This is a genomic window from uncultured Nocardioides sp. (genome assembly GCF_947489365.1).
In the GTDB taxonomy this organism is placed as follows: Bacteria; Actinomycetota; Actinomycetes; order Propionibacteriales; family Nocardioidaceae; genus Nocardioides.
The window spans coordinates 656,219-676,299 of record NZ_CANLDB010000001.1 but is presented as its reverse complement, the minus strand read 5'-3'; the positions used below and the strand labels follow the sequence as shown (position 1 = coordinate 676,299).

General features: G+C 74.4%; 19 protein-coding genes. 11 read left to right on the top strand and 8 right to left on the bottom strand.

All coding sequences use genetic code 11. From position 1 onward, the window contains the following. Positions 1-97 precede the first annotated feature (97 nt). Entirely contained in the window at positions 98-247 is a 150-nt protein-coding gene (locus Q0858_RS03225) for a hypothetical protein (protein ID WP_299051069.1), read from the top strand. Next, complete coding sequence (locus Q0858_RS03220; RefSeq protein WP_299051068.1) at positions 244-1,674, top strand: calcium-binding protein; 1,431 nt, start codon at positions 244-246, stop codon at positions 1,672-1,674. The genes Q0858_RS03225 and Q0858_RS03220 overlap by 4 nt, the downstream gene beginning before the upstream one ends. Positions 1,675-1,686: 12 nt before the next feature. On the opposite strand, the gene Q0858_RS03215 is transcribed toward Q0858_RS03220, so the two are convergent. Then, on the bottom strand, positions 1,687-2,229 hold the full coding sequence (locus Q0858_RS03215) for a type II toxin-antitoxin system PemK/MazF family toxin (RefSeq protein WP_299051067.1): 543 nt from the start codon (positions 2,227-2,229) through the stop codon (positions 1,687-1,689). Positions 2,230-2,300: 71 nt separating this feature from the next. On the opposite strand from Q0858_RS03215, the gene Q0858_RS03210 reads away from it, so the two are divergent. Continuing rightward, entirely contained in the window at positions 2,301-5,690 is a 3,390-nt protein-coding gene (locus Q0858_RS03210; protein WP_299051066.1) for a pyruvate carboxylase, read from the top strand. Positions 5,691-5,700: 10 nt separating this feature from the next. On the opposite strand, the gene mftR is transcribed toward Q0858_RS03210, so the two are convergent. Then, positions 5,701-6,276 (bottom strand): mycofactocin system transcriptional regulator, encoded by a 576-nt coding sequence (gene mftR / locus Q0858_RS03205; RefSeq protein WP_299051065.1) that lies wholly within the window; start codon positions 6,274-6,276, stop codon positions 5,701-5,703. Between the two features lie 116 nt (positions 6,277-6,392). Here mftR and mftD point away from each other — a divergent pair, with 116 nt between their 5' ends. Then, positions 6,393-7,631, top strand: coding sequence for a pre-mycofactocin synthase MftD (gene mftD / locus Q0858_RS03200; RefSeq protein ID WP_299051057.1), 1,239 nt, complete (start codon positions 6,393-6,395; stop codon positions 7,629-7,631). A 32-nt stretch (positions 7,632-7,663) separates the two neighbouring features. Here mftD and Q0858_RS03195 read toward each other — a convergent pair whose 3' ends face one another. Beyond that, entirely contained in the window at positions 7,664-8,818 is a 1,155-nt protein-coding gene (locus Q0858_RS03195) for a SpoIID/LytB domain-containing protein (protein WP_299051054.1), read from the bottom strand. Between the two features lie 92 nt (positions 8,819-8,910). On the opposite strand from Q0858_RS03195, the gene Q0858_RS03190 reads away from it, so the two are divergent. Together Q0858_RS03190 and Q0858_RS03185 are read left to right on the top strand one after the other, a co-directional pair. Next, positions 8,911-9,726 carry a hypothetical protein gene (locus tag Q0858_RS03190; RefSeq protein WP_299051051.1) on the top strand — a complete coding sequence of 272 codons (816 nt, stop codon included), beginning with the start codon at positions 8,911-8,913 and terminating at the stop codon, positions 9,724-9,726. 75 nt (positions 9,727-9,801) lie between these two features. After that, complete coding sequence (locus Q0858_RS03185; protein ID WP_299051050.1) at positions 9,802-10,830, top strand: Atu2307/SP_0267 family LLM class monooxygenase; 1,029 nt, start codon at positions 9,802-9,804, stop codon at positions 10,828-10,830. Between the two features lie 14 nt (positions 10,831-10,844). Here Q0858_RS03185 and Q0858_RS03180 read toward each other — a convergent pair whose 3' ends face one another. Both Q0858_RS03180 and Q0858_RS03175 read right to left on the bottom strand, forming a co-directional pair. Then, positions 10,845-11,168: a hypothetical protein gene (locus tag Q0858_RS03180; RefSeq protein ID WP_299051048.1), complete on the bottom strand. Its 324-nt coding sequence runs from the start codon at positions 11,166-11,168 to the stop codon at positions 10,845-10,847. A 29-nt stretch (positions 11,169-11,197) separates the two neighbouring features. Next, positions 11,198-11,752, bottom strand: a complete 555-nt coding sequence (locus Q0858_RS03175) for a TetR/AcrR family transcriptional regulator (protein WP_299051045.1) — start codon at positions 11,750-11,752, stop codon at positions 11,198-11,200. A 35-nt stretch (positions 11,753-11,787) separates the two neighbouring features. On the opposite strand from Q0858_RS03175, the gene Q0858_RS03170 reads away from it, so the two are divergent. Further along, entirely contained in the window at positions 11,788-12,741 is a 954-nt protein-coding gene (locus Q0858_RS03170) for a DMT family transporter (protein ID WP_299051043.1), read from the top strand. Here Q0858_RS03170 and Q0858_RS03165 read toward each other — a convergent pair. Then, complete coding sequence (locus Q0858_RS03165) at positions 12,692-13,375, bottom strand: class I SAM-dependent methyltransferase (RefSeq protein ID WP_299051039.1); 684 nt, start codon at positions 13,373-13,375, stop codon at positions 12,692-12,694. The two genes, Q0858_RS03170 and Q0858_RS03165, sit on opposite strands and share 50 nt — an antisense overlap. Positions 13,376-13,546: 171 nt before the next feature. Here Q0858_RS03165 and helR point away from each other — a divergent pair, with 171 nt between their 5' ends. Together helR and Q0858_RS03155 are read left to right on the top strand one after the other, a co-directional pair. After that, the gene (gene helR, locus Q0858_RS03160; RefSeq protein WP_299051036.1) at positions 13,547-15,736 is read left to right on the top strand and encodes an RNA polymerase recycling motor ATPase HelR; all 2,190 of its coding nucleotides are present in this window, start codon (positions 13,547-13,549) and stop codon (positions 15,734-15,736) included. Between the two features lie 9 nt (positions 15,737-15,745). Further along, entirely contained in the window at positions 15,746-16,441 is a 696-nt protein-coding gene (locus Q0858_RS03155; RefSeq protein ID WP_299051033.1) for a hypothetical protein, read from the top strand. 2 nt (positions 16,442-16,443) lie between these two features. On the opposite strand, the gene Q0858_RS03150 is transcribed toward Q0858_RS03155, so the two are convergent. Both Q0858_RS03150 and Q0858_RS03145 read right to left on the bottom strand, forming a co-directional pair. Then, complete coding sequence (locus Q0858_RS03150; protein ID WP_299051031.1) at positions 16,444-16,956, bottom strand: metallophosphoesterase; 513 nt, start codon at positions 16,954-16,956, stop codon at positions 16,444-16,446. Positions 16,957-16,984: 28 nt separating this feature from the next. Continuing rightward, positions 16,985-18,352: an HNH endonuclease signature motif containing protein gene (locus tag Q0858_RS03145; RefSeq protein WP_299051029.1), complete on the bottom strand. Its 1,368-nt coding sequence runs from the start codon at positions 18,350-18,352 to the stop codon at positions 16,985-16,987. Positions 18,353-18,558: 206 nt separating this feature from the next. Between Q0858_RS03145 and Q0858_RS03140 the strand changes: the two genes are divergently transcribed. Continuing rightward, complete coding sequence (locus Q0858_RS03140) at positions 18,559-19,110, top strand: SigE family RNA polymerase sigma factor (protein WP_299051027.1); 552 nt, start codon at positions 18,559-18,561, stop codon at positions 19,108-19,110. Then, positions 19,107-20,072 carry a hypothetical protein gene (locus Q0858_RS03135; RefSeq protein ID WP_299051024.1) on the top strand — a complete coding sequence of 322 codons (966 nt, stop codon included), beginning with the start codon at positions 19,107-19,109 and terminating at the stop codon, positions 20,070-20,072. Before Q0858_RS03140 ends, Q0858_RS03135 begins: the two co-directional genes overlap by 4 nt. Positions 20,073-20,081: the final 9 nt, after the last annotated feature.

The following is a 20,081-nucleotide window of genomic DNA, read 5'->3' as shown; positions in this document are numbered from 1 at the left end:
AGTGCAAGGCACGGGGCCCAGGGTCGGTCCCGAGGCCGCGACGGGCGGCCTCCCGGGACTCGGACCGGCCGACGCAGTCACAGGACGGGCCCACGCCATGACCTTCTCGACCCTCCCCACCCACGTGGCACTCCGCCTCGCCGAGCACGAGCACGCGCTGCGCACCGAGGCGCGCCACCAGGCGGTCCACGCCGCCGAGCACCGGGCCCGCCGGACCCGCCGTCGCGGACGGTGGGCCCGGCCGTGAGCGCCGTACGACGGCTCCGCCGCCTCCTGGCCGTGGGCGCGGTCGCCCTCGCCCCCGCCGCGCTCCTCGCCGGCGTGGGTTCCGCGGCGGCAACCGACGGCAGCGCCTCGGCGCGCGGCGTCCCGACCTGCTTCGGCCAGCGCGCCACGATCGTCGCGACGGCGAGGGGCGGCGCCCTGCGCGGCACCCCTGGGGACGACGTCATCGTCGGCCGCGGCGGCAAGGACCGCATCGACGGGCTCGGCGGCACCGACCGGATCTGCGGCGGCGGCGGCAAGGACCGGCTCACCCTGACCGAGCCCGGGATGGTCGACGGCGGCCCCGGCGACGACCGGATCCTCGGCAGCGACGGGGCCGACCGGCTCGCTGGCGGCCGCGACGACGACCACATCAGCGCCGACGGCGGCGACGACGTGCAGGTGGACGGCGGGCCCGGTGACGACCTGATCGACGGCGGCGCCGGGATCGACCGGCTCGACGGCGGGCCCGACGACGACGACCTCTACAGCGGCGCCGGTGCCGGCGGCAACGGCCTGCTCGACGGTCAGGAGGGCGAGGACCTCCTCGTCGCCCAGGCCGGCGGCATCACGCTCCTCGGCGGACCCGACGACGACGAGATCCGGCTCGGTGGCGGACCCGACGGCTCCGCGAGGGGCGAGGACGGCGACGACACCATCACCGGGAGCGACCACGCCGACCTCATCGACGGCGGCGAGGACACCGACACCATCGACGCCCGCGGCGGGGACGACGTCGCCGTCACCGGCGGTCCCGGCCGCGACCGGGTCGTCGGAGGTGCCGGCGACGACCGCCTCCAGGGCGGACCCGGCACCGACGTCTGCGACGGCGGCGCCGACGACGACACCTGTGACGGCGGCTCGCCCGGCACCCGGGGCAACAGCCCGACGGACCCGGACCGCTGCACCGCCGAGGAGCTGATCTCGTGCCGAGGCGCCGAGCCGCTCCACTTCACCGGGACCGCCTCGGGGACGCGGACCGCCGACGGGGTCGTCGAGACATGGACGGCGACCTTCCTGACCAGTCCCTTCGGGGGCGACGACAGCCCGCTCTCGCAGGGCCCCGCGACCATCACCTGGCGCATCTCCGGCACCGACACCGGGAGCGGATGCACCTACGAGGGCAGCGACTCGTTCGAGGGCCTCGCCTCGATCGTCGTCTACGGCGAGCCGCTGAACCAGTACGGCGTCGAGATCCGGCCGGGCGCCCACTCCGCCGACGTCGAGGTCGACTGTCCGCTGACCCCGCCCGAGACCGAGTCGTGGTGGGCCCTCAACGGCGGTGTCGGCCAGGACCTGCAGGAGCTCCCTGCCGACCCGACCGTGCTGGTCGGGAGCGAGAGCTACGAGTTCGACGGCTACCCCGGTGTGTTCGACGACTGGCGGTGGAACGCCCGCCGACGGGACTGAGCGGGGACGCGCTCAGAGCGTGCCGAGCTCCCGCGCCCGCGCGACGACCTCGTCGTACACCGGGCGCGGGAGCGCCGCGCCCTCGCGGCGGATGGCGTCGCGGTCCAGCACCACCAGCCGGTCCAGCCGCACCTCGCTGGGCCGGCGCTGGGCGTCCCAGCCGCCGGTGCCCACGTCCATCCACTGCCGGCCCCAGCGGGCCTCGTCGGCGGCGTCGCGGTCGTGGTCCTTCGAGGTGAGGTAGAGCCCGAGCCAGCGGCCGTCGCGCTCGCCGACGAGCAGCACGGGGCGGTCCTTGCCCTGCGACGGGTCGTCCTCGTAGGGCACGTGGCCCCACACGACCTCGCCTGGGTCGGGCTGCCCGTCCGCCCGAGGCGCGTACGACACGCCGTCCCCCGTCGGAGCCGGGCCGGGGGCCGGGGCCGCCTTCCGGGTCGGTGGGGCCGAAGGGGCCGGGGGCGCCGCCGTCCGGCGGGCCTGGGCGGCCCGGACCTGACGGACCACGGTCGGACCGTGGCGCATGGCCAGGCTGGCGGCGCGTCGCAGGAAGCTCACGGCGGGGAGCGTACGTGCCCGCCCGCGGACGTCGGACCGGCCCGGCGGCGGGCGCCGCTAGCCTGCGGCCCATGTTCTCCAAGGTCCTCGTCGCCAACCGCGGCGAGATCGCGATCCGTGCCTTCCGGGCGGCGTACGAGCTCGGGGCGCGCACGGTCGCGGTCTTCCCCCACGAGGACCGCTGGTCCGAGCACCGCCTGAAGGCCGACGAGGCGTACGAGATCGGCGAGCGCGGGCACCCGGTCCGGGCCTACCTCGACCCCGAGGCGATCGTCGAGGTGGCGGTCCGCTCCGGCGCCGACGCGGTGTACCCCGGCTACGGCTTCCTGTCGGAGAACCCCCGCCTCGCCGAGGCCTGCGCCAACGCCGGGATCACGTTCGTCGGCCCGACCTCCGACGTCCTCACCCTCACCGGCAACAAGGCCCGCGCCATCGCCGCGGCGAAGGCGGCCGGGGTCCCCGTGCTGTCCAGCGTGGAGCCCACCGACGACGCCGACGCGCTGATCGAGGCCGCCCGCGAGCTGCCCTACCCGCTGTTCGTCAAGGCCGTCGCCGGCGGCGGCGGCCGCGGGATGCGGCGCGTCGAGGCCGAGGCGGACCTGCGCGAGGCGGTCGAGGCGTGCATGCGTGAGGCCGACGGCGCGTTCGGCGACCCCACCGTCTTCATCGAGCAGGCCGTCACCGAGCCGCGGCACATCGAGGTGCAGATCCTGGCCGACGGCACCGGCACCGACGAGGGCGTGATGCACCTCTTCGAGCGCGACTGCTCGGTGCAGCGGCGCCACCAGAAGGTCGTCGAGATCGCCCCTGCTCCGCACCTGGACCCGGCGCTGCGGGAGCGGATGTGCGCCGACGCCGTCCGGTTCGCCCGCGAGATCGGCTACCGCAACGCCGGCACCGTCGAGTTCCTGCTGAACCCCGAGGGCGAGTACGTCTTTATCGAGATGAACCCCCGCATCCAGGTCGAGCACACGGTGACCGAGGAGGTCACCGACGTCGACCTCGTGCAGTCGCAGCTGCGGATCGCCGCCGGCGAGACCCTGGCCGACCTCGGCCTGTCGCAGGACACCGTCTCCCTGCGCGGCGCCGCGCTCCAGTGCCGCATCACGACCGAGGACCCGGCCAACAGCTTCCGGCCCGACACCGGCCGGATCACCACCTACCGCTCCCCCGGCGGCGGCGGGGTGCGCCTCGACGGCGGGACGACGTACACGGGCGCGGAGGTGTCGGCCCACTTCGACTCGATGCTCACCAAGCTGACGTGCCGCGGGCGGACCTTCGAGACCGCGGTGGCGAAGGCGCGGCGGGCGGTCGCGGAGTTCCGGATCCGCGGCGTCGCCACGAACATCGCCTTCCTCCAGGCGCTGCTCGAGGACCCGGACTTCGCCGCCGGGCGGGTGACGACGTCGTTCATCGAGACCCACCCGCAGCTGCTGACGGCGCGCTCGTCGGGCGACCGTGGCACGAAGCTGCTGACCTACCTCGCCGACGTCACGGTGAACCAGCCGCACGGGCCGGCGCCGGTCAGCGTCGACCCGGCCACCAAGCTGCCGGACGTCGACCTGGCCGTCCCGGCCCCCGACGGCAGCCGCCAGCAGCTCCTGGCGCTGGGGCCCGAGGGGTTCGCCGCCGCGCTGCGGGCGCAGGAGCGGGTCGCCGTCACCGACACGACGTTCCGCGACGCCCACCAGAGCCTGCTCGCGACGCGGGTCCGGACCCGGGACCTGCTCGGCGTCGCCGGCCACGTCGCGCGGTCGACGCCCCAGCTGTGGAGCGTCGAGGCGTGGGGCGGGGCGACGTACGACGTGGCGCTGCGCTTCCTCGCCGAGGACCCGTGGGAGCGGCTGGCCTCGTTGCGGCAGGCCATGCCGAACCTGTGCCTGCAGATGCTCCTGCGGGGACGCAACACGGTCGGCTACACGCCGTACCCGCGGCGGGTCACCGACGCCTTCGTGGAGGAGGCCGCAGCCACCGGCATCGACGTCTTCCGCATCTTCGACGCCCTGAACGACGTCACCCAGATGCGGCCCGCGATCGACGCCGTCCGCGCGACCGGCACGACCGTCGCGGAGGTGGCCCTCTGCTACACCGGCGACCTCTCCGACCCGTCCGAGCGGCTCTACACGCTCGACTACTACCTGCGCCTCGCCGAGCAGATCGTCGACGCCGGCGCCCACGTGCTGGCGATCAAGGACATGGCCGGGCTGCTGCGGGCCCCCGCGGCGCGGACGCTGGTGACGGCGCTGCGGGAGCGCTTCGACCTGCCGGTGCACCTGCACACCCACGACACCGCCGGCGGCCAGCTGGCGACGTTGACCGCGGCGATCGACGCGGGCGTCGACGCCGTGGACGCTGCCTGCGCGGCGATGGCCGGCACGACCTCGCAGCCCGCCATGTCGGCGCTGATCTCGGCCACCGACCACAGCCCGCGGGAGACCGGCCTCGACCTCGCCGCGGTCAACGCGCTGGAGCCGTACTGGGAGGCGGTTCGCCGGGTCTACGCCCCGTTCGAGTCGGGGCTCGCCTCCCCCACCGGCCGCGTCTACCGGCACGAGATCCCCGGCGGTCAGCTCTCGAACCTGCGCCAGCAGGCCGTCGCGCTGGGCCTCGGCGAGAAGTTCGAGCAGATCGAGGACATGTACGCCGCCGCGAACGACATCCTCGGCAACGTGGTCAAGGTGACCCCGTCGTCGAAGGTGGTGGGCGACCTCGCGCTGCACCTGGTCGCGGTCGGCGCCGACCCGGAGGCGTTCGCGGCCGACCCGGCGGAGTTCGACATCCCCGACTCCGTCATCGGCTTCCTCCACGGCGAGCTGGGCGACCCGCCCGGCGGCTGGCCGGAGCCCTTCCGCAGCCGCGCGCTCGAGGGCCGCACCTGGGAGCCGAAGGAGGAGGAGCTCAGCGCCGAGCAGGCCGAGGCGCTGGACTCCACCCGTCGCCGCGAGGTGCTCAACGAGCTGCTCTTCCCCGGCCCGACGACCGAGTTCCGCAACGCGCGGTCGACGTACGGCGACACCTCGGTGATCGACACCCGCGACTACCTCTACGGCCTGCGGCAGGGCGAGGAGCACGAGGTCGAGCTCGAGGAGGGCGTCACGCTGCTGATGGGCCTGCAGGCCGTCTCGGAGCCCGACGAGCGTGGGGTCCGCACCGTCATGTGCACCCTGAACGGCCAGCTGCGCCCCGTCGGCATCCGGGACCGCAACGTCCAGGCCGACTCGGCCGCCGCCGAGAAGGCGGACGCCGGGAACCCTGGCCACGTCGCCGCCCCCTTCCAGGGGGTCGTCACCGTGGTCGTCGAGGAGGGCGACGAGGTCAGCGACGGCCAGACCGTCGCGACGATCGAGGCCATGAAGATGGAGGCCTCCATCACCGCCCCCCGCGCCGGCACTGTCGAGCGCGTCGCCCTGTCCGGCACCGCCAGCGTCGACGGCGGCGATCTGGTGGTCGTGCTCGGCTGAGTCCGGTCCGTCACGCCAGGTGGTCGCGCAGGCCCGTCATGGCGTCGTCGACGAGGCCCGGCAGGGACACGGAGGTGTCGTCGAGCCACCGGTCGTACGCCGCGAGGCTGAGCGCCAGGCTGACGTGGCCGACGGTGCGGGGCAGGAGGTCGTCGGGCGAGGCGTCGGTGCGGCGGGCGACGTACGCCGCGATCACCGCACGCCACTGGGCGTAGCGCAGCACCGAGTGGGCCTGGAGCGCGGGCGTGCCGAGGATGAGCCGCATCCGCTGCTCGTGGGGCGGGTCGGCGTCGAGGGGGAAGTCGTTGAAGTCGACGACCGCACGGTGGACGGCCTCCCACAGCGGCCGCTCGGCGGGGGCGGCCTCGAGGCTCGCGGCGAAGCCGCCGAGGGTGTCGTCGAAGGCGCCCCAGCAGATGTCGTTCTTCGACGGGAAGTAGCGGAACAGCGTGCGCCGGCCGACACCGACCTCGGCGGCGATCAGCTCCAGCGGGGTGGCGTCGAAGCCACGCTCGGCGAAGAGCCGGAAGGCCACCCGCTCGATCGTGTGGTGGGTGGTGGCGCTGGGTCGTCCGCCTCCGGCCATGACCACCTCCTACCCGGTCGGACGGTTCCGTTGTGGCCCAGAGTGCCATAACCTCGGTGGTCCAGGTCACACCCGACTCCGTGACACACCACGACACCGACCCCGGCGAGGCCCCCATGAGCAGCAAGCCCGACTGGTTGCAGAACCCCTGGAAGCAGAACCCCTGGTTCGAGTCCGTCGCGGTCGCGCAGCAGCGGGCCCGCAAGCGCCTCCCCGCCCCGGTGTACGGCGCACTGGTGGCCGGGTCGGAGCGCGGCCAGACCATCGACGACAACCAGCGGGCCTTCACCGAGATCGGCTTCGCGCCGCACGTGGCGGGTCACCAGCCCGAGCGCTCGATGGCCACGACGGTGATGGGCCAGGACGTGTCGCTCCCGGTCATCATCAGCCCGACCGGCGTCCAGGCCGTCCACCCCGACGGGGAGGTCGCCGTCGCCCGCGCCGCCGCCGCCCGCGGCACGGTGATGGGCCTGTCGAACTTCGCCTCCAAGTCCGTCGAGGAGGTCTGCGCGGTCAACGACCGGACCTTCTTCCAGATGTACTGGACCGGCCAGCGCGACGTGATGGTGCAACGCATGGAGCGCGCCCACGCCGCCGGCGCCAAGGGCCTCATCGCGACCCTCGACTGGTCGTTCTCGATGGGCCGCGACTGGGGCAGCCCGGAGATCCCCGAGAAGGTCGACCTCAAGACGATGGTGCGGATGGCGCCCAAGGTGGCGACGAAGCCGCGGTGGCTCTGGGAGTTCGGGAAGACCGGCACCATCCCCGACCTGCGCGCCCCCAACCTCGCTCCCCCGGACGGCGGCGAGGCGCCGACCTTCTTCGGCGCCTACTACGAGTGGATGACCACCACCCCGCCCACCTGGGACGACGTCGAGTGGATGCGGGAGACCTGGAGCCAGATCAGCGGCGGTCGCCCGTTCATGCTCAAGGGGGTCTGCCGCGTGGACGACGCCAAGCGCGCCGTCGACGCCGGCGTCGCGGCCATCTCGGTCTCGAACCACGGCGGCAACAACCTGGACGGCACCCCGGCGACCATCCGGGTGCTGAACCCGATCGCCCAGGCCGTCGGCGACCAGGTCGAGGTGCTCATGGACGGTGGCATCCGCCGCGGCTCCGACGTGGTCAAGGCCCTCGCGCTGGGCGCCCGCGCCGTGATGATCGGCCGCGCCTACCTCTGGGGCCTCGCGGCCAACGGCGAGGAGGGCGTCGGCAACGTGCTGGACGTGCTCCGCTCCGGCGTCGACTCCGCCCTGCTCGGGCTCGGCCTGTCGTCGATCGACCAGCTCACCCCGGACGTCGTCGAGGTGCCCGAGGGCTTCATGCGGCCGCTGGGGGTGCCGGCGCGGGGCTGAGCCCGGCCGACCTCAACCGACCTCAGCCGACCTCAGCCGACCCGGAACCAGTGCGACCTCAGGCCGAGGGCGAAGCGGAAGTCGGGGCCGCTCACGGTGGTCGTGCCGCCCGACCCGGTGATCGCCACCGTGACCGCGCGGCCGCCCCACTCGCCGTGGCCGTCGCGCTTGGTCACGCGGACGCCGCGGAGGTCGCCGACCCCCGGCCAGCGGGCCTCGATGGTGGAGGCGGGGACCCGGACTGACCAGTCGTGGTTCGGGTTGCCCGACCACCCGTCGTACGGGTCGCGGTGGGCCTTCAGGTACGGCTGCGAGCCGGGCGCCGCGAAGCCGCCGTTGGACGAGGAGAACTGCGTGAACGCGGGCCCGCCGCCGGACGTGCGGATCTCGCCGGCCGTGTCGTCGACGGCCGCGTTCGTCGAGGCCGCCTCCGCGCCGTACCCGCCGTAGACCTGGCTGGCGACGGTGTCGAAGACGTCGAAGTGACCCGCGCGCGGGTTCCTCCGCTCCCAGGCGGCGTAGCTCCGCGCGGCCACCGCCTGCGCACGCAGCGCCTGCGGGTGCCACGACGACGGCATCTCGCCGGGGACGACGCCCTTGAGGTAGTTGTCGATCCCGAGCACGTTGACCGTGTCGCCGGCCGCGAGCCGGAGCGACCCGCGGTAGCGACGCACGCCCGACGGCGTGTGCAGCGCTAGGACGGCGCCCTTCGCGTCGAGCTCGCCGAGGCCCTTCAGGCGCGTGAGGAACCGCCACTGCCGGGCGTCGCGGAAGCCCACGAGCGTGTCGCCGTCGGCGTTCCGCTTCAGCCGCCACAGCCGGGCACCGTTGCCGGACGGCAGCTCGCGGGTGCGTCCGGTGGCCAGGTCGCGCACGCGCAGGCCCTGGCGCGGCTCGACGACGACGTCGCCGCCCGAGTCGGCCGAGACCTGGACCCTGATCCGCCCGTCGGTCCGTCCGGGCTTCGTGCCCGGGTAGTAGAACGAGACGATCCGGCCGTACGACAGCCCCTCCCGCGCGGCGCCGTACGCGCCGTACTGCGACATCCCGATGCCGTGCCCGTAGCCGTGGCCGGTCAGCGTCACGCCGTCGACGGACGCCGCGCTCGCCGTCGGCGCGGCCGGACCGACCGGGAGCACGAGGGCGGCGAGCAGGACAGGGCCGAGCAGGCGGGGGGTGAGGCGCATGGCCACAAGGGCACCATGCGTCACATCAGTCACACCAGAGTTCTGACATAACTACACCGCTGTACTTCACAGACGGTCCGTAGACTCGGTCCATGACGGAGCTGGTGGTCGTCCTGCTGATCGTCGCCGTGCTCGGCGGCGTGGCCCTCGTGGCGGGCCGACGCGCCACGCAGAAGCGCGAGCTGGAGGCCGCGGACGCGTTCCGCAAGGTCCGGGTGCCGATCGACGAGGACGTCACCCGCTTCGGCGAGGAGCTGTCCGACCTCCACATCGAGACGCTCACCGACGAGCTCGACACCGCGATGCGCCAGGACTACCAGCGCGCGCTGGACTCCTACGAGCAGGCGAAGCAGCTGCTCAAGGACGCGCAGGCGTCGGACGACCTCAAGGAGGTCACGACCGCGCTCGAGGACGGCCGCTACGCCATGGCCTGCGTGCTGGCCCGTCGCGACGGGCGCGACCTCCCGACGCGGCGCCCGCCGTGCTTCTTCAACCCCAACCACGGCCCGGCCGACCGCGACATCAACTGGGCCCCGCCCGGGGGCGTCGAGCGCGAGGTCCCCGTCTGCGCCGCCGACGCCGACCGCGTGAAGGCCGGCGCGGAGCCGGACGTCCGCAAGGTCCGCGACGGCAACCGGATGGTGCCCTACTACGAGGCGGGCCCGGCGTACGGGCCCTACGCGCAGGGCTACTTCGGCGGCTTCGTGATGAGCGGCATCCTGCCCGCGATGTTCCTGACGTCGATGATGATGCCGTACGGCGGCTTCGACGCCGGGTACGGCGGCGACATGGGCGGCGGTGACTTCGACGGCGGCGGCGGTGACGGCGGCGGCGACTGGGGCGGCATGGACGCCTCGGGCAGCGCCGACGCCGGCGGCGGGTTCGACTTCGGCGGCTTCGACTTCTAGCGCGACGCGGGCCGGCCCCGGACGCCTCGGTCAGGGCGGCTCGGAATAGTTCGCCGCCGCCTTGGTTGACATGTCATGCACCTGGGAATCGACAGCTTCGTCGCCGCCGTCACCGACCCCGCCACCGAGCGCCTGATCGGGCCGCAGGAGCGCATGGCGCACCTGCTGGAGGAGATCGAGCTCGCCGACCGCTCGGGGGTCTACTCGTTCGGCATCGGTGAGCACCACCGCAGCGAGTACTACGACTCCGCTCCCCCGGTGATCCTGGCCGCCGCCGCCGCGCGGACCGAACGGATCCGCCTCGGCAGCGCCGTCGCCGTCCTCAGCGCGACGGACCCGGTGCGGCTGTTCCAGCAGTTCGCCACCCTCGACCTGATCTCGAAGGGCCGGATGGACCTCGTCGTCGGGCGCGGGTCGTTCACCGAGGCGTTCCCGCTGTTCGGCCTCGACCTCGCCGACTACGACTCGCTGTTCTCCGAGAAGCTCGACCTGCTGCTGAAGATCCGGGACTCCACGGAGGTCACCTGGTCGGGCAAGCACCGGCCCCCGATGAACCGCCAGGCCGTCTACCCGCGCCCGGTGCAGGACCCCCTGCCGATCTGGGTCGGCGTCGGCGGCACCCCCGAGTCGTTCGCCCGCGCGGGCCTGCTCGGTCTGCCCCTGATGATCGCCATCATCGGCGGGGAGCCGCGCCAGTTCGCGCCGCTCGTCGACCTGTACCGCCGCGCCGGCGCCCAGGCCGGGCACGACCCGGCCAGCCTGAAGGTGGGCCTGCACGTCTTCGGGTTCGTCGGGGAGTCGCACCAGCAGGCCGCGGACACGATCTACCCGGGCTGGCACGAGATGTTCACGAAGATCTCCCGCGAGCGCGGCTTCCGTCAGCCCAGCCGGCTGCAGTTCGACGCCACCGCCGGCCCGGACGGCGCCTTCTTCCTCGGCGACCCGACCGAGGTCGCCGACAAGATCCGGCGCGTCTCCGACCAGCTCGGCGGCGTCGACCGGCTGTCGATCCAGATGACCAACCCGCGCCTGGCGCACGAGGACCTGCTGCGCGGCATCGAGCTGCTCGGCACCGAGGTCGCCCCGCTCGTCGCCGACGTCTGAGCGGCTCCTCCCGCTCAGCGGCGCGGCGGGCCCCCCTGCCACGGCGCGGGGGCCCGGCGCTCGTCGGGGTGCCGGACCGCCACCGACGCCGCGGCCAGCACGGCGCCCGAGACGAGGAACGCCGCGCCCCACACCGTGAAGGCCTGCTGTCCTCCGGCGGCGTCGGCGCCGGTGCACTGCTCGGTGGCGCCCAGACCCTCGCTGGCCGGCGGCACGGTGGTGCAGTCGCTGGTGCTCTCCGTGTCGTAGTCGGGGTTGAGCTGCGCCAGGCTCAGCACGAGCAGCACCGGCGCGACGAGGAAGCAGAGCACGCTCAGCAGGGCGAGGACGGCCTTCATGGACCGACCCTTCCACGGACGTCGGCGTCCTACACCTGCAGCAGCCGCAGCGCCGCGTCCCGCGCCACGGCGAAGGCGTCGTCGACCGCGCCCATCCCGCTCGCCGCGAGCGCACCCTCGTGGAGCAGCATCACCGCGGGTGCGGCGTCGCCGACGAGATCCGCGAAGAGCGCCAGCATCCATGCCTTCTGCCCGGTGATCACGGCGTACGCCGGGTGGTCCGGGTCGCTGATCTCGGCGTGGGCGTTGATCATCCCGCAGCCGCGCGGGGCGTGGGACGACGTCCAGGCCGCCGAGGCGTCGAAGACCGCCGCGACCCGGGCCGCCGGTTCCGGCCCGGCGGCGTCGAGGTGCTCCGCCAGCAGCACGCGCCACCGGGCGTCGCGGTCCTCGAGGTAGGCCACCACGAGGCGGTCCTTGGACCCGAACCGGTCGTACAGGGTCTTCTTCGTGACCCCCGCCCGCTCCGCGACGAGGTCGACGCCGACCGCGTGGATGCCGCGGTCGTAGAACAGCTCGTCCGCAGCCGCGAGCACGGCACGCGCCTTCGGGGTCCACTCGATGTCTGTCACGACCGGGGTCATGGCGCCACTATACCGATCGGTGTACCGTCAGGCCCATGAGTACACCGATCGGTATACCTCCGGCCCTCGTGACCACGGCGCTCGGCGCCGCCTTCGTCCTCTCGTGGTCTTCGGGCTTCGTGGGCCCGGCCTGGGCGCTGGAGCAGGCCGACGCGATGACGCTGCTGCTGTGGCGCTCGCTGCCGGCCGCGGCGGTCCTCGCGCCGTTCCTGGTACGCCACCTGGCCCGCGCCCGCCGGGAGGGCCGGCTCGCGTCGAGCGGGCGCCACGCCGTCATCGGCGTGCTCTCGCAGGCGGGGTACGTCGGGTCGGTGTACGCCGCGCTCTCCCTCGGCGTCGCGAGCGGGACCACGTCGCTGATGGACGGCGTCCAGCCGCTCGTCGTCGCCGCGCTCGCCGGCCCCCTGCTGGGCGTCACCGTCGGCGCCCGCCAGTGGGCCGCACTGGCGGTCGGCGCGCTCGGCGTCGGCCTCGTCGTCGCCGCGGACGCCGCACAGGGCGGTGACGTGCCGGCCGCGGCGTACGCCGTCCCGCTGCTGGGCATGGCCAGCCTCGTCGCGGCCACCTTCGTGGAGCAGCGCACGCCGGCGGCGATCCGACCCGTGGAGCGGCTCGCCGTCCACACGGCCGCCTCGGCCGCCGTGCTCGCCGTGGTCGCGGTCGCCGCCGGGGCCGTCGTCCCGCCGGCGTCGCCGGTCTTCTGGGTCACCGTGGCCTGGCTGGCGGCGGTCCCGACGCTGGCGGCGTACGGCCTCTACTGGCTGCTGCTTGAGCGGTCGGGGGTGACGACGGTCAACGCCCTGCTGTTCCTGGTCCCGCCCGTCACGACCCTGTGGGCCGCCGTCGCCCTCGACGAACCCCTGACCGTCCTGACCGCGGTGGGTCTGGTCCTGGCCCTCGGGGCGACCTGGGTGGTCGCCCGCGACAGCGCGGAGCCCCTCAGCCCCGCCGCCGAGCCAGCAGGGTCGCGTCCTCGATCTCGTGCGTGACGCCGTCGCGCTCGGCGGTGCGGGCGCGCTCCTCGACCACGAGCACCTCGAAGTCGTCGGGCAGGGCCGGGACGAGGTCCGCGGCGTGCCACATCGCGTTCGCGCGGCGCTCGTCGAGCTGGGTGAACAGCGGGGACGGCGCGTGGCCGACGACCAGGAGGTGACCACCTGGCGCGACCGCGGCCGCGAGGCGGGCCGTCACCGCCACCATGCCGGCCTCCGGCGGGTGCAGGAAGTGGGTGGTCACGAGGTCCCAGGTCCGGCCCTCGGCGTCGAAGGACCGGGCGTCGACCTGCCACCAGTCGCAGGCGTCGGCGACCCCGGCGCGCTCGGCGTGGGAGGCCGCGCGGGCCAGGCCGTTCGCGGCGAAGTCGGCCCCGGTCACGCGCCAGCCCTGGCGGGCGAGCCAGACGACGTCACCACCCTCCCCGCACCCGACGTCGAGGGCGGTCCCCGCGGCCAGGCGTGACGCCTCGGCGACGAGCTGCGGGTTGGCGTGACCGCTCCACATCGTGGCGTCGCCGGCGTACCGGTCCTCCCACCCCGCGGGCTCGAAGAAGTCGGTGTCGGCGTGGTTCGCGGCGGCGTCCGCGTCGCCCGTGGAGGCGCCCTGGGCGCCGTGCTGGTGGCTCATGGCACCACTGTGCGACCATCCGGAGGTAACCGCAAACTTCGTTGCTGTACCAGCAAAATCGCACGCGTCCGGACATGGTACGAGGGACGCCTCGGCGTCCCTCCACTCCCAAGGTATAGCGGTCGCGGGGGCTTGCGGCAAGACCCGTGGAGGGGTCCACCATCACGGGTCGTGAACTCCTTCTTCGCCCTCCCCGCCCCTCGTTCCGCCAAGTCCGATCCCCGGTTGACCCGCGCCGACGAGGCCCACCTGGCGGCGATCGCAGCATGTCTCGAGCGGCTCGACGACGAGCTCACGCACGGACTGGCCGAGGCCCGTCGCGGTCCCGGCGGGACGGGGCAGTCGGCGATGGACCGCGACCAGGAGGTGCACCGCCTCACCGCGCGGCTGCGGCTCCTGCGCCGCTTCGGGGTCGAGGCCTGCCTCGGACGGATGACCGCCGCGGACGGCAGCGCGACGTACGTCGGGAGGACCGGGCTCCTCGGCGCGGACGGGACACGTCTGCTCGTCGACTGGCGCACCCCGGCCGCCGAGGGGTTCTTCGCCGCGACGCGCGCGGAGCCGCGGGGCCTGGTCGCGCGGCGGCGCTACCGGTGGGTGCGGGGCCGGGTCGTGGACTACTCGGACGAGGTCCTCCACGGCGACCCGGCCGACCTCCCGGACGTGTCCGCGGCGACGCTGGACGACGACTCGGCGCTCCTCGCCGGCCTCGGCGAGAGCCGGACCGGGCGGATGCGGGACGTGCTGACCACCATCGCCGCCGACCAGGACGCGATCGTCCGCGCACAGGCGCGGGGACCGCTGGTGGTGGACGGCGGGCCCGGGACCGGCAAGACGGTGGTGGCGCTGCACCGGGCGGCGTACCTGCTGCACGCGGACCCGCGGCTGGTCGGCGGCGGTGGCGGGGTGCTGGTCGTCGGCCCGCACGCGCCGTACCTCGCCTACGTGGAGGACGTGCTGCCCGGGCTGGGCGAGGAGTCGGTGGCGACCTGCACCCTCGACGCCCTGGTGGCCGAGGGCGCCACCGCCGGTCCCGAGACCGACCCCGTGGCCGCCGGCTTCAAGGGGTCGTCCGCGCTGGTCGAGGCGATCGAGCCGGCGGTGCGGCTGTACGAGGAGCCGCCGACGGAGCGCCTCGACGTCGCCACCCCGTGGGGGGAGGTCACCCTCGGGCGGGCGCGGTGGGCCCGGGCGTTCGCCGCCCCGGACCCCGGCACCTCCCACGCCGAGGGCCGCGAGCAGGTTCTGGACGAGGTGGCCACGATCGTCGGCGAGGAGATCGGGGTCGGTGACCTCGACGGGCCGGACGCGTCGGCGGTGGGAGCCGTCGTCCGCGCCGACCCCGGGCTGCGGGAGGTGCTCGGACGCGCCTGGCCCCTGCTCGAGGCGACCGACCTCGTGGGCGACCTCTGGGAGGTGCCGGCGTACCTCCGGCACTGCGCGCCGTCGCTCACCGAGGAGGAGCGACGCGCGCTGCGACGACCCGGCCCCCAGACCTGGACGACCGCGGACCTGCCGCTGCTCGACGCCGCCCGCCACCGGTTGGGCGACCCCGACGCGGCCCGCCGCCGGCGCCGGGCCGCCGCGACGGCGGCCCGGGAACGGGCACGGGTCAACGAGGCGGTCGACGACCTCGTGTCGGCGTCGCGCGGCGACTCCGGCGAGGAGTACGGCGTGGGGCTGGTCAGCATGCTCCGTGCCGAGGACGGCCAGTCGCTGCTCGTCGACACCGACGCCCTCGACCCGGCCGGCGGCGACCGGCTCGCCGGGCCCTTCGGGCACGTGGTCGTCGACGAGGCCCAGGAGCTCACCGACGCCCAGTGGGCGATGGTGCTGCGCCGGTGCCCGTCGCGGCGGCTGACCGTCGTCGGTGACCGGGCCCAGGCGCGGGAGCCGTTCGTGGGCTCGTGGGCCGAGCGTCTCGCCCGGGTCGGCCTGCCCGGGGCCGACGTCCGGACGCTCACCGTCAACTACCGCACCCCCGCCGAGATCATGGAGGCCGCGGCACCGGTGATCCGGGCCGTCGTCCCCGACGCCTCGGTGCCGACCTCGGTCCGCTCGACCGGGACCCCGGTCCTCGACGTCCCGCTGAACGACCTCCGGGCCTGGCTCGAGGACTGGCTCGCGACGCACGCCGAGGGGACCGCGTGCGTGGTGTCGCCCCTGTCGTCACCGTTCGACCTCCCGGACTCGCCGCGCCTGCGGACCCTGACGCCCACCCTCGCGAAGGGCCTCGAGTTCGACCTCGTGGTGCTCGTCGAGGGCCCGGGCTGGGACGGCGCCGGCGGCGCGGTGGACCGGTACGTGGCGATGACCCGCGCGACGCAGACCCTGGTGCTCGCGGGCACAGCCGTGACCTAGGTTCGGCGCATGAGCGGGGAGGTCGACGTCGAGACAGCGGCGTACGTCGAGGGGCTGCGTCGGGACCTGCCCGCGGCCGTCGCTGCGCACCGGGCGAAGGAGGTCGCCTACTTCGGCTCCGAGGACGAGGTTCCCGACGTCCGGGACCTGGTCCTGCGAGTCGACGTTCGTGACGACGGTCTCCCGGAGCTCGTGATCGACTGCACGATCCACGACGGCGACCAACCTCCCACAGCCCGGGCCCGTTTCGGTCTCGACGCGGAGTGGCGTCGATCGCAGGACGCGAAGCAGCCCGGTGGGTACGTCGACGCCATCGCCTTCGGTCTTGTCGTGGGAGGCACGTACGAGACGCCGGAGCAGGACCCGACCACGGCGGAGAGGGCCGCCGTCGACGCCTCGCTGCCGGACGCGGTGACGCTGTGGGCGGACCTGCCGCGGCTAGCGGGCGGGAGGTGGGAGGGCGACCGGCTCGTCGTGAACCGCACGACCGTCCTCGTCACCCCGGAGCAGTGGCGGGAGCACGTCGTTGACTGGGAGGTCGCAGCACGGCGCGACCGGGGTGTTGATGCCATGCGACCGGGCCAGGGCCACGCGTACGCGGCCGCCGACCTCGAGGGGACCGTTGCCTCGACCGGGGCGTCCTTCATCGTCTGGTGGCGTGGCGAGCCGCACGCCTCCCACCGCGCCGAGCTGCCCCCGGTCTGACCTCACCCGGCGCGCGGCGGCAGCCGGTGGAGGGCGACCTCGCCGAGCGCGCCGCCGTCCGCGGTGACGGTCATGTAGGTGCAGTGGGGCTGGCGGCGACGGTCCGTGGGCGACCCCGGGTTGAGCAGGCGGAGCCCGGTGTCCGTGGTGGTGTCCCACGGGATGTGGCTGTGGCCGAAGACGAGGACGTCGAGGTCGGGGTACGCCGCGGCGCAGCGCCTCTCCCTCCCGGTCCTGTCGCCGGTCTCGTGCACGACGCCGAACCGGACGCCCTCGATCTCGACCCGGGCCACCTCGGGCAGCCGCTCGCGGAGGACGCCGTGGTCGTTGTTGCCGTGGACCCCGACCAGTCGACGAGACCGCGCCTCGAGGTCGTCGAGGAGGGCGACGTCGACCCAGTCGCCGGCGTGGACGACCACGTCGGCGCGCTCGACCTCCTCCCACAGCTGCGCCGGCAGGTCGCGGGCGCGCTTGGGGAGGTGCGTGTCGGCCATGAGCAGGAGATGCGTCGCCACGGCGCCAGTCAACCGCTGACCCCTCGGCTCAGCATCGTCGGTGGAAGGTGACGGTGTCGTCGTCGTGCCAGCGGGTCTCGTACGTCGGGTCGTGGACGCGATGGTGGTGATGGGGGCAGAACAGGGCGCCGTCCTCGACGCTGGTGTCGCCTCCTTCGGCCCACTCAGTGACGTGGTGGGTCTCGCACCACGGGGCGGGGACGTCGCAACCGCGGGCCTGGCAGGTGGGGTGCTCCAGCTCGAGGGCGAGGCGTTGAGGACCCTGGTGCAGGCGGACCTTGCGGCCCAGGTCGAGGACCTCGGAGGCACCGCCGAGCACGGCCCCGCGGACGCCGTGGACGCAGCCGAGGCGCCGGGCCTCCCCGACCGAGACCGGCGCCCCGCCGGTGGTGGTGCCGTAGCCGGAGTAGCCGTGCTCGGTCGCCTCTCGGCGCAGGGTCTCCTCGGTGATGGTGACGACCACGGTGACCGGGGACCCACCGTGGACGGGAAGGCGGTCGGTGCGCAGGTTCTCGACGAGGGTGCAGAACGCCTGGCCGAGGCGCTGGGAGTCGGTCAGGCGCTGGCCGTCCTGGACCGTCGCGTCGTCGCAGGATCTGCTGTCGTCGTAGGGGATGCCGCCGTCGAGGTGGGTGCGTCGTGGGTTGGTGACGGCACGTAGGGCGGCTTCCAGGATGGAGGCGTGGAGCTCGGGGATCTCGCCGCGGAACCGGCGGGTGCCGCGTCCGGTGCGGGACATGGAGAAGGTGGTCTCGCGGCGGGCCTGGCGCTCCTCGTCGGCGAGGCGTTCGCCCTCGAGGCGTTCGGCGACGTCGGGGGCGACGGCCTCCAGCAGGCGGGCGCCGAGGGTGCGGATCTGGATCGGGGTGAACTCACGGCAGTGGCCGAGCATCACGGTCTCGGCCTTGTCCAGGGTCTCGGGGTCGAGGGCGTCGGGCCCGCTGCGGGGGAGCCGGTCGAGGGCCTCGACGGCGGCGCGGGCGTGGTCGGTGGTGATCTCTCCAGACGCCAACGCGGCTGCCAGTCGCGGCCACCGGGCCAGGGACTGCCCGAGCTTCGACGCAGCGTGCAGCCGGTTCGCGCGGGTGTGCTGGCGGTGGGCCAGCCAGTCCGCGGCGGTGCGGCAGGCGGTGTCGTCGGCGATGGAGTCCGGTCCGGAGCACGCGGGCAGCACCCGCATCAGCAGCGCGTCCAGGCTGGCCTGCGCCCGCCCCAGCGACTCCAGCAACGCACCCTGCTCGGCCGGGGCCAGCCACGACGGGTCGGAGCCCGAGTCGATCGCCCCGTGCGCCGCAGCGAGGGCCGTCGTCAGCGAGGTGGACGCGGTCAGCAGGGGGTGGGAGCCGAGCCCCCACTCCGTCCCGCCTGCGCCGCCCGCGCCGTCGTCCCTGACCATGGTTCGAACATACGCTCGACCACCGACAATGGCGATCCGCTCTCCACAACCTCCCGCTCACCGGGTCTCGAGGCTCGGTCGCTGCGCGACGCTCGCACCTCGACCACCGGTGCTGTCGACCTCGACCACCGGTCTGACCGGGTTCACTCAACCTCCCGACGGTCGGCTGCGTGTGGGTCAGGGTGAGGACGACGGCAGGAGGGGTGATGGGCGGGGACGCCGAGAAGGAGTTCGACGAGTTCGCCGCCGCGGCGTGGCCGCGGTTGCGGAGGTCGGCGTACCTGTTGTGCGGTGACGTGCACCTGGCCGAGGACCTGGCGCAGACCGCGCTGGTGCGGACCTACGACCGCTGGGGTCGCGTACGACGGACCGAGGCGCTCGCCTACGCCCGACGGACGCTCGTCAACCTCAACATCGACCGTCACCGGCGCCGTCACGGCGTCACCGAGGTGGGCGGCGACGCCCTGCTCGCCGCGGACGGGGCGACGAGGCGGGCCGACACCGAGACGGTCGCCGACCGCGACCACGTCGTCCGGCTCCTCGCCGACCTGAGCCTGAAGGAGCGCCGGGTCGTCGTGATGCGGCACTACTTCGACCTCTCCGAGGCCGACGTCGCGGACGAGCTCGGCGTCTCCCGCGGCACCGTGAAGAGCACGCTGTCCCGCGCGCTCGCCAAGCTCCGGCTCGGCCTCGGCCACGCCGAGCAGGACCAGACCCGGCACCACACCCAGGGCACGACCGAAGGGATCCAGCGATGAGCGACATCACCACCCGGCTCGAGCGCGAGCTGCACGCCGACACCCCCGCCCCCCTGCACCCCGCGCGTCTCGCCGACATCCGCCGGGACGGGCGCCGACGCCGTACCCGCCGTCGCGCGCTGGTCACCGGCGGCGCCGGCCTGGCCGTGGCGCTCGCCGTCGGCACCCCGTTCCTCGTCGGCAGCGGGAGCAGCGAGGGACCGGTCCCCGCCGGGCCAACGCCGCAGGTCGCGTCCCAGGGCGACCAGCAGGACCCCGAGATCCAGGCCTCCCCCGACCTCCCGCCCGAGCTCGCCGCCCTGCAGGAGCGGATCCTCGACGAGGTGCCCGGCGCCGTCCGGTCCTCCCCGACGCAGGTCGACCTGCCCGACCCGCGGGCGGGCGACACCGACCTGCCCCCGACCAACGGCTACCGCGACCTCGCCGGTCCGGTGGTCGGGCTCGGGGTCCCCTTCTATGCGACACCCGACGGCTTCGTGCCCGGCGCCTTCCCGGACTGGCTCGCCACGGACTGGCTGGAGTTCGCGGACCGCGCCCGGGCGGAGGACGACCCCCGCCTGACGGAGCTCGCGGACGGCGCCCTGCGGGTCGACGCCGGCGAGTGGCGACTCGGCTGCGAGTCGGGCACCGCAGCGGAGGGTTGTCGTCCCGTGCTCCTGACACGGTCCGGACTCACCACCACCCTGACGGGCCGCGCGGGCCCCGACCAGACCTGGCTCGGCGACCTCGGCCCCGACGAGGTGCGGGTCGTCGAGCCCGACCTCACGCTCGCCGGCGACGCCCCGAGCCTCGTCGTCGCCGGCGTGGCCCGTGACGACGTCACCAGCGTCGAGTTCGTCAGCACCACCGGCGAGACGGTCGAGGGACGCGTCGACACCGAGCTCGCCCCGGGGACGTCGATCCTGTGGGCCGCCGTGCCCGGTGACGTGGAGTCGGTCGTCGTGGACGGCGAGATGCTCTAGGGGTCAGCT

Coding starts and splice junctions, on each gene's coding strand:
- Q0858_RS03155 (WP_299051033.1), top strand. CDS start 15,746: ATGAGCGGGGAGGTCGACGTCGAGACAGCGGCGTACGTCGAGGGGCTG.
- mftR (WP_299051065.1), bottom strand. CDS start 6,276: ATGGCCGGAGGCGGACGACCCAGCGCCACCACCCACCACACGATCGAG.
- Q0858_RS03195 (WP_299051054.1), bottom strand. CDS start 8,818: ATGCGCCTCACCCCCCGCCTGCTCGGCCCTGTCCTGCTCGCCGCCCTC.
- Q0858_RS03170 (WP_299051043.1), top strand. CDS start 11,788: ATGAGTACACCGATCGGTATACCTCCGGCCCTCGTGACCACGGCGCTC.
- mftD (WP_299051057.1), top strand. CDS start 6,393: ATGAGCAGCAAGCCCGACTGGTTGCAGAACCCCTGGAAGCAGAACCCC.
- Q0858_RS03210 (WP_299051066.1), top strand. CDS start 2,301: ATGTTCTCCAAGGTCCTCGTCGCCAACCGCGGCGAGATCGCGATCCGT.
- Q0858_RS03140 (WP_299051027.1), top strand. CDS start 18,559: ATGGGCGGGGACGCCGAGAAGGAGTTCGACGAGTTCGCCGCCGCGGCG.
- Q0858_RS03185 (WP_299051050.1), top strand. CDS start 9,802: ATGCACCTGGGAATCGACAGCTTCGTCGCCGCCGTCACCGACCCCGCC.
- Q0858_RS03190 (WP_299051051.1), top strand. CDS start 8,911: ATGACGGAGCTGGTGGTCGTCCTGCTGATCGTCGCCGTGCTCGGCGGC.
- Q0858_RS03175 (WP_299051045.1), bottom strand. CDS start 11,752: ATGACCCCGGTCGTGACAGACATCGAGTGGACCCCGAAGGCGCGTGCC.
- Q0858_RS03165 (WP_299051039.1), bottom strand. CDS start 13,375: ATGAGCCACCAGCACGGCGCCCAGGGCGCCTCCACGGGCGACGCGGAC.
- Q0858_RS03135 (WP_299051024.1), top strand. CDS start 19,107: ATGAGCGACATCACCACCCGGCTCGAGCGCGAGCTGCACGCCGACACC.
- Q0858_RS03180 (WP_299051048.1), bottom strand. CDS start 11,168: ATGAAGGCCGTCCTCGCCCTGCTGAGCGTGCTCTGCTTCCTCGTCGCG.
- Q0858_RS03225 (WP_299051069.1), top strand. CDS start 98: ATGACCTTCTCGACCCTCCCCACCCACGTGGCACTCCGCCTCGCCGAG.
- Q0858_RS03145 (WP_299051029.1), bottom strand. CDS start 18,352: ATGGTCAGGGACGACGGCGCGGGCGGCGCAGGCGGGACGGAGTGGGGG.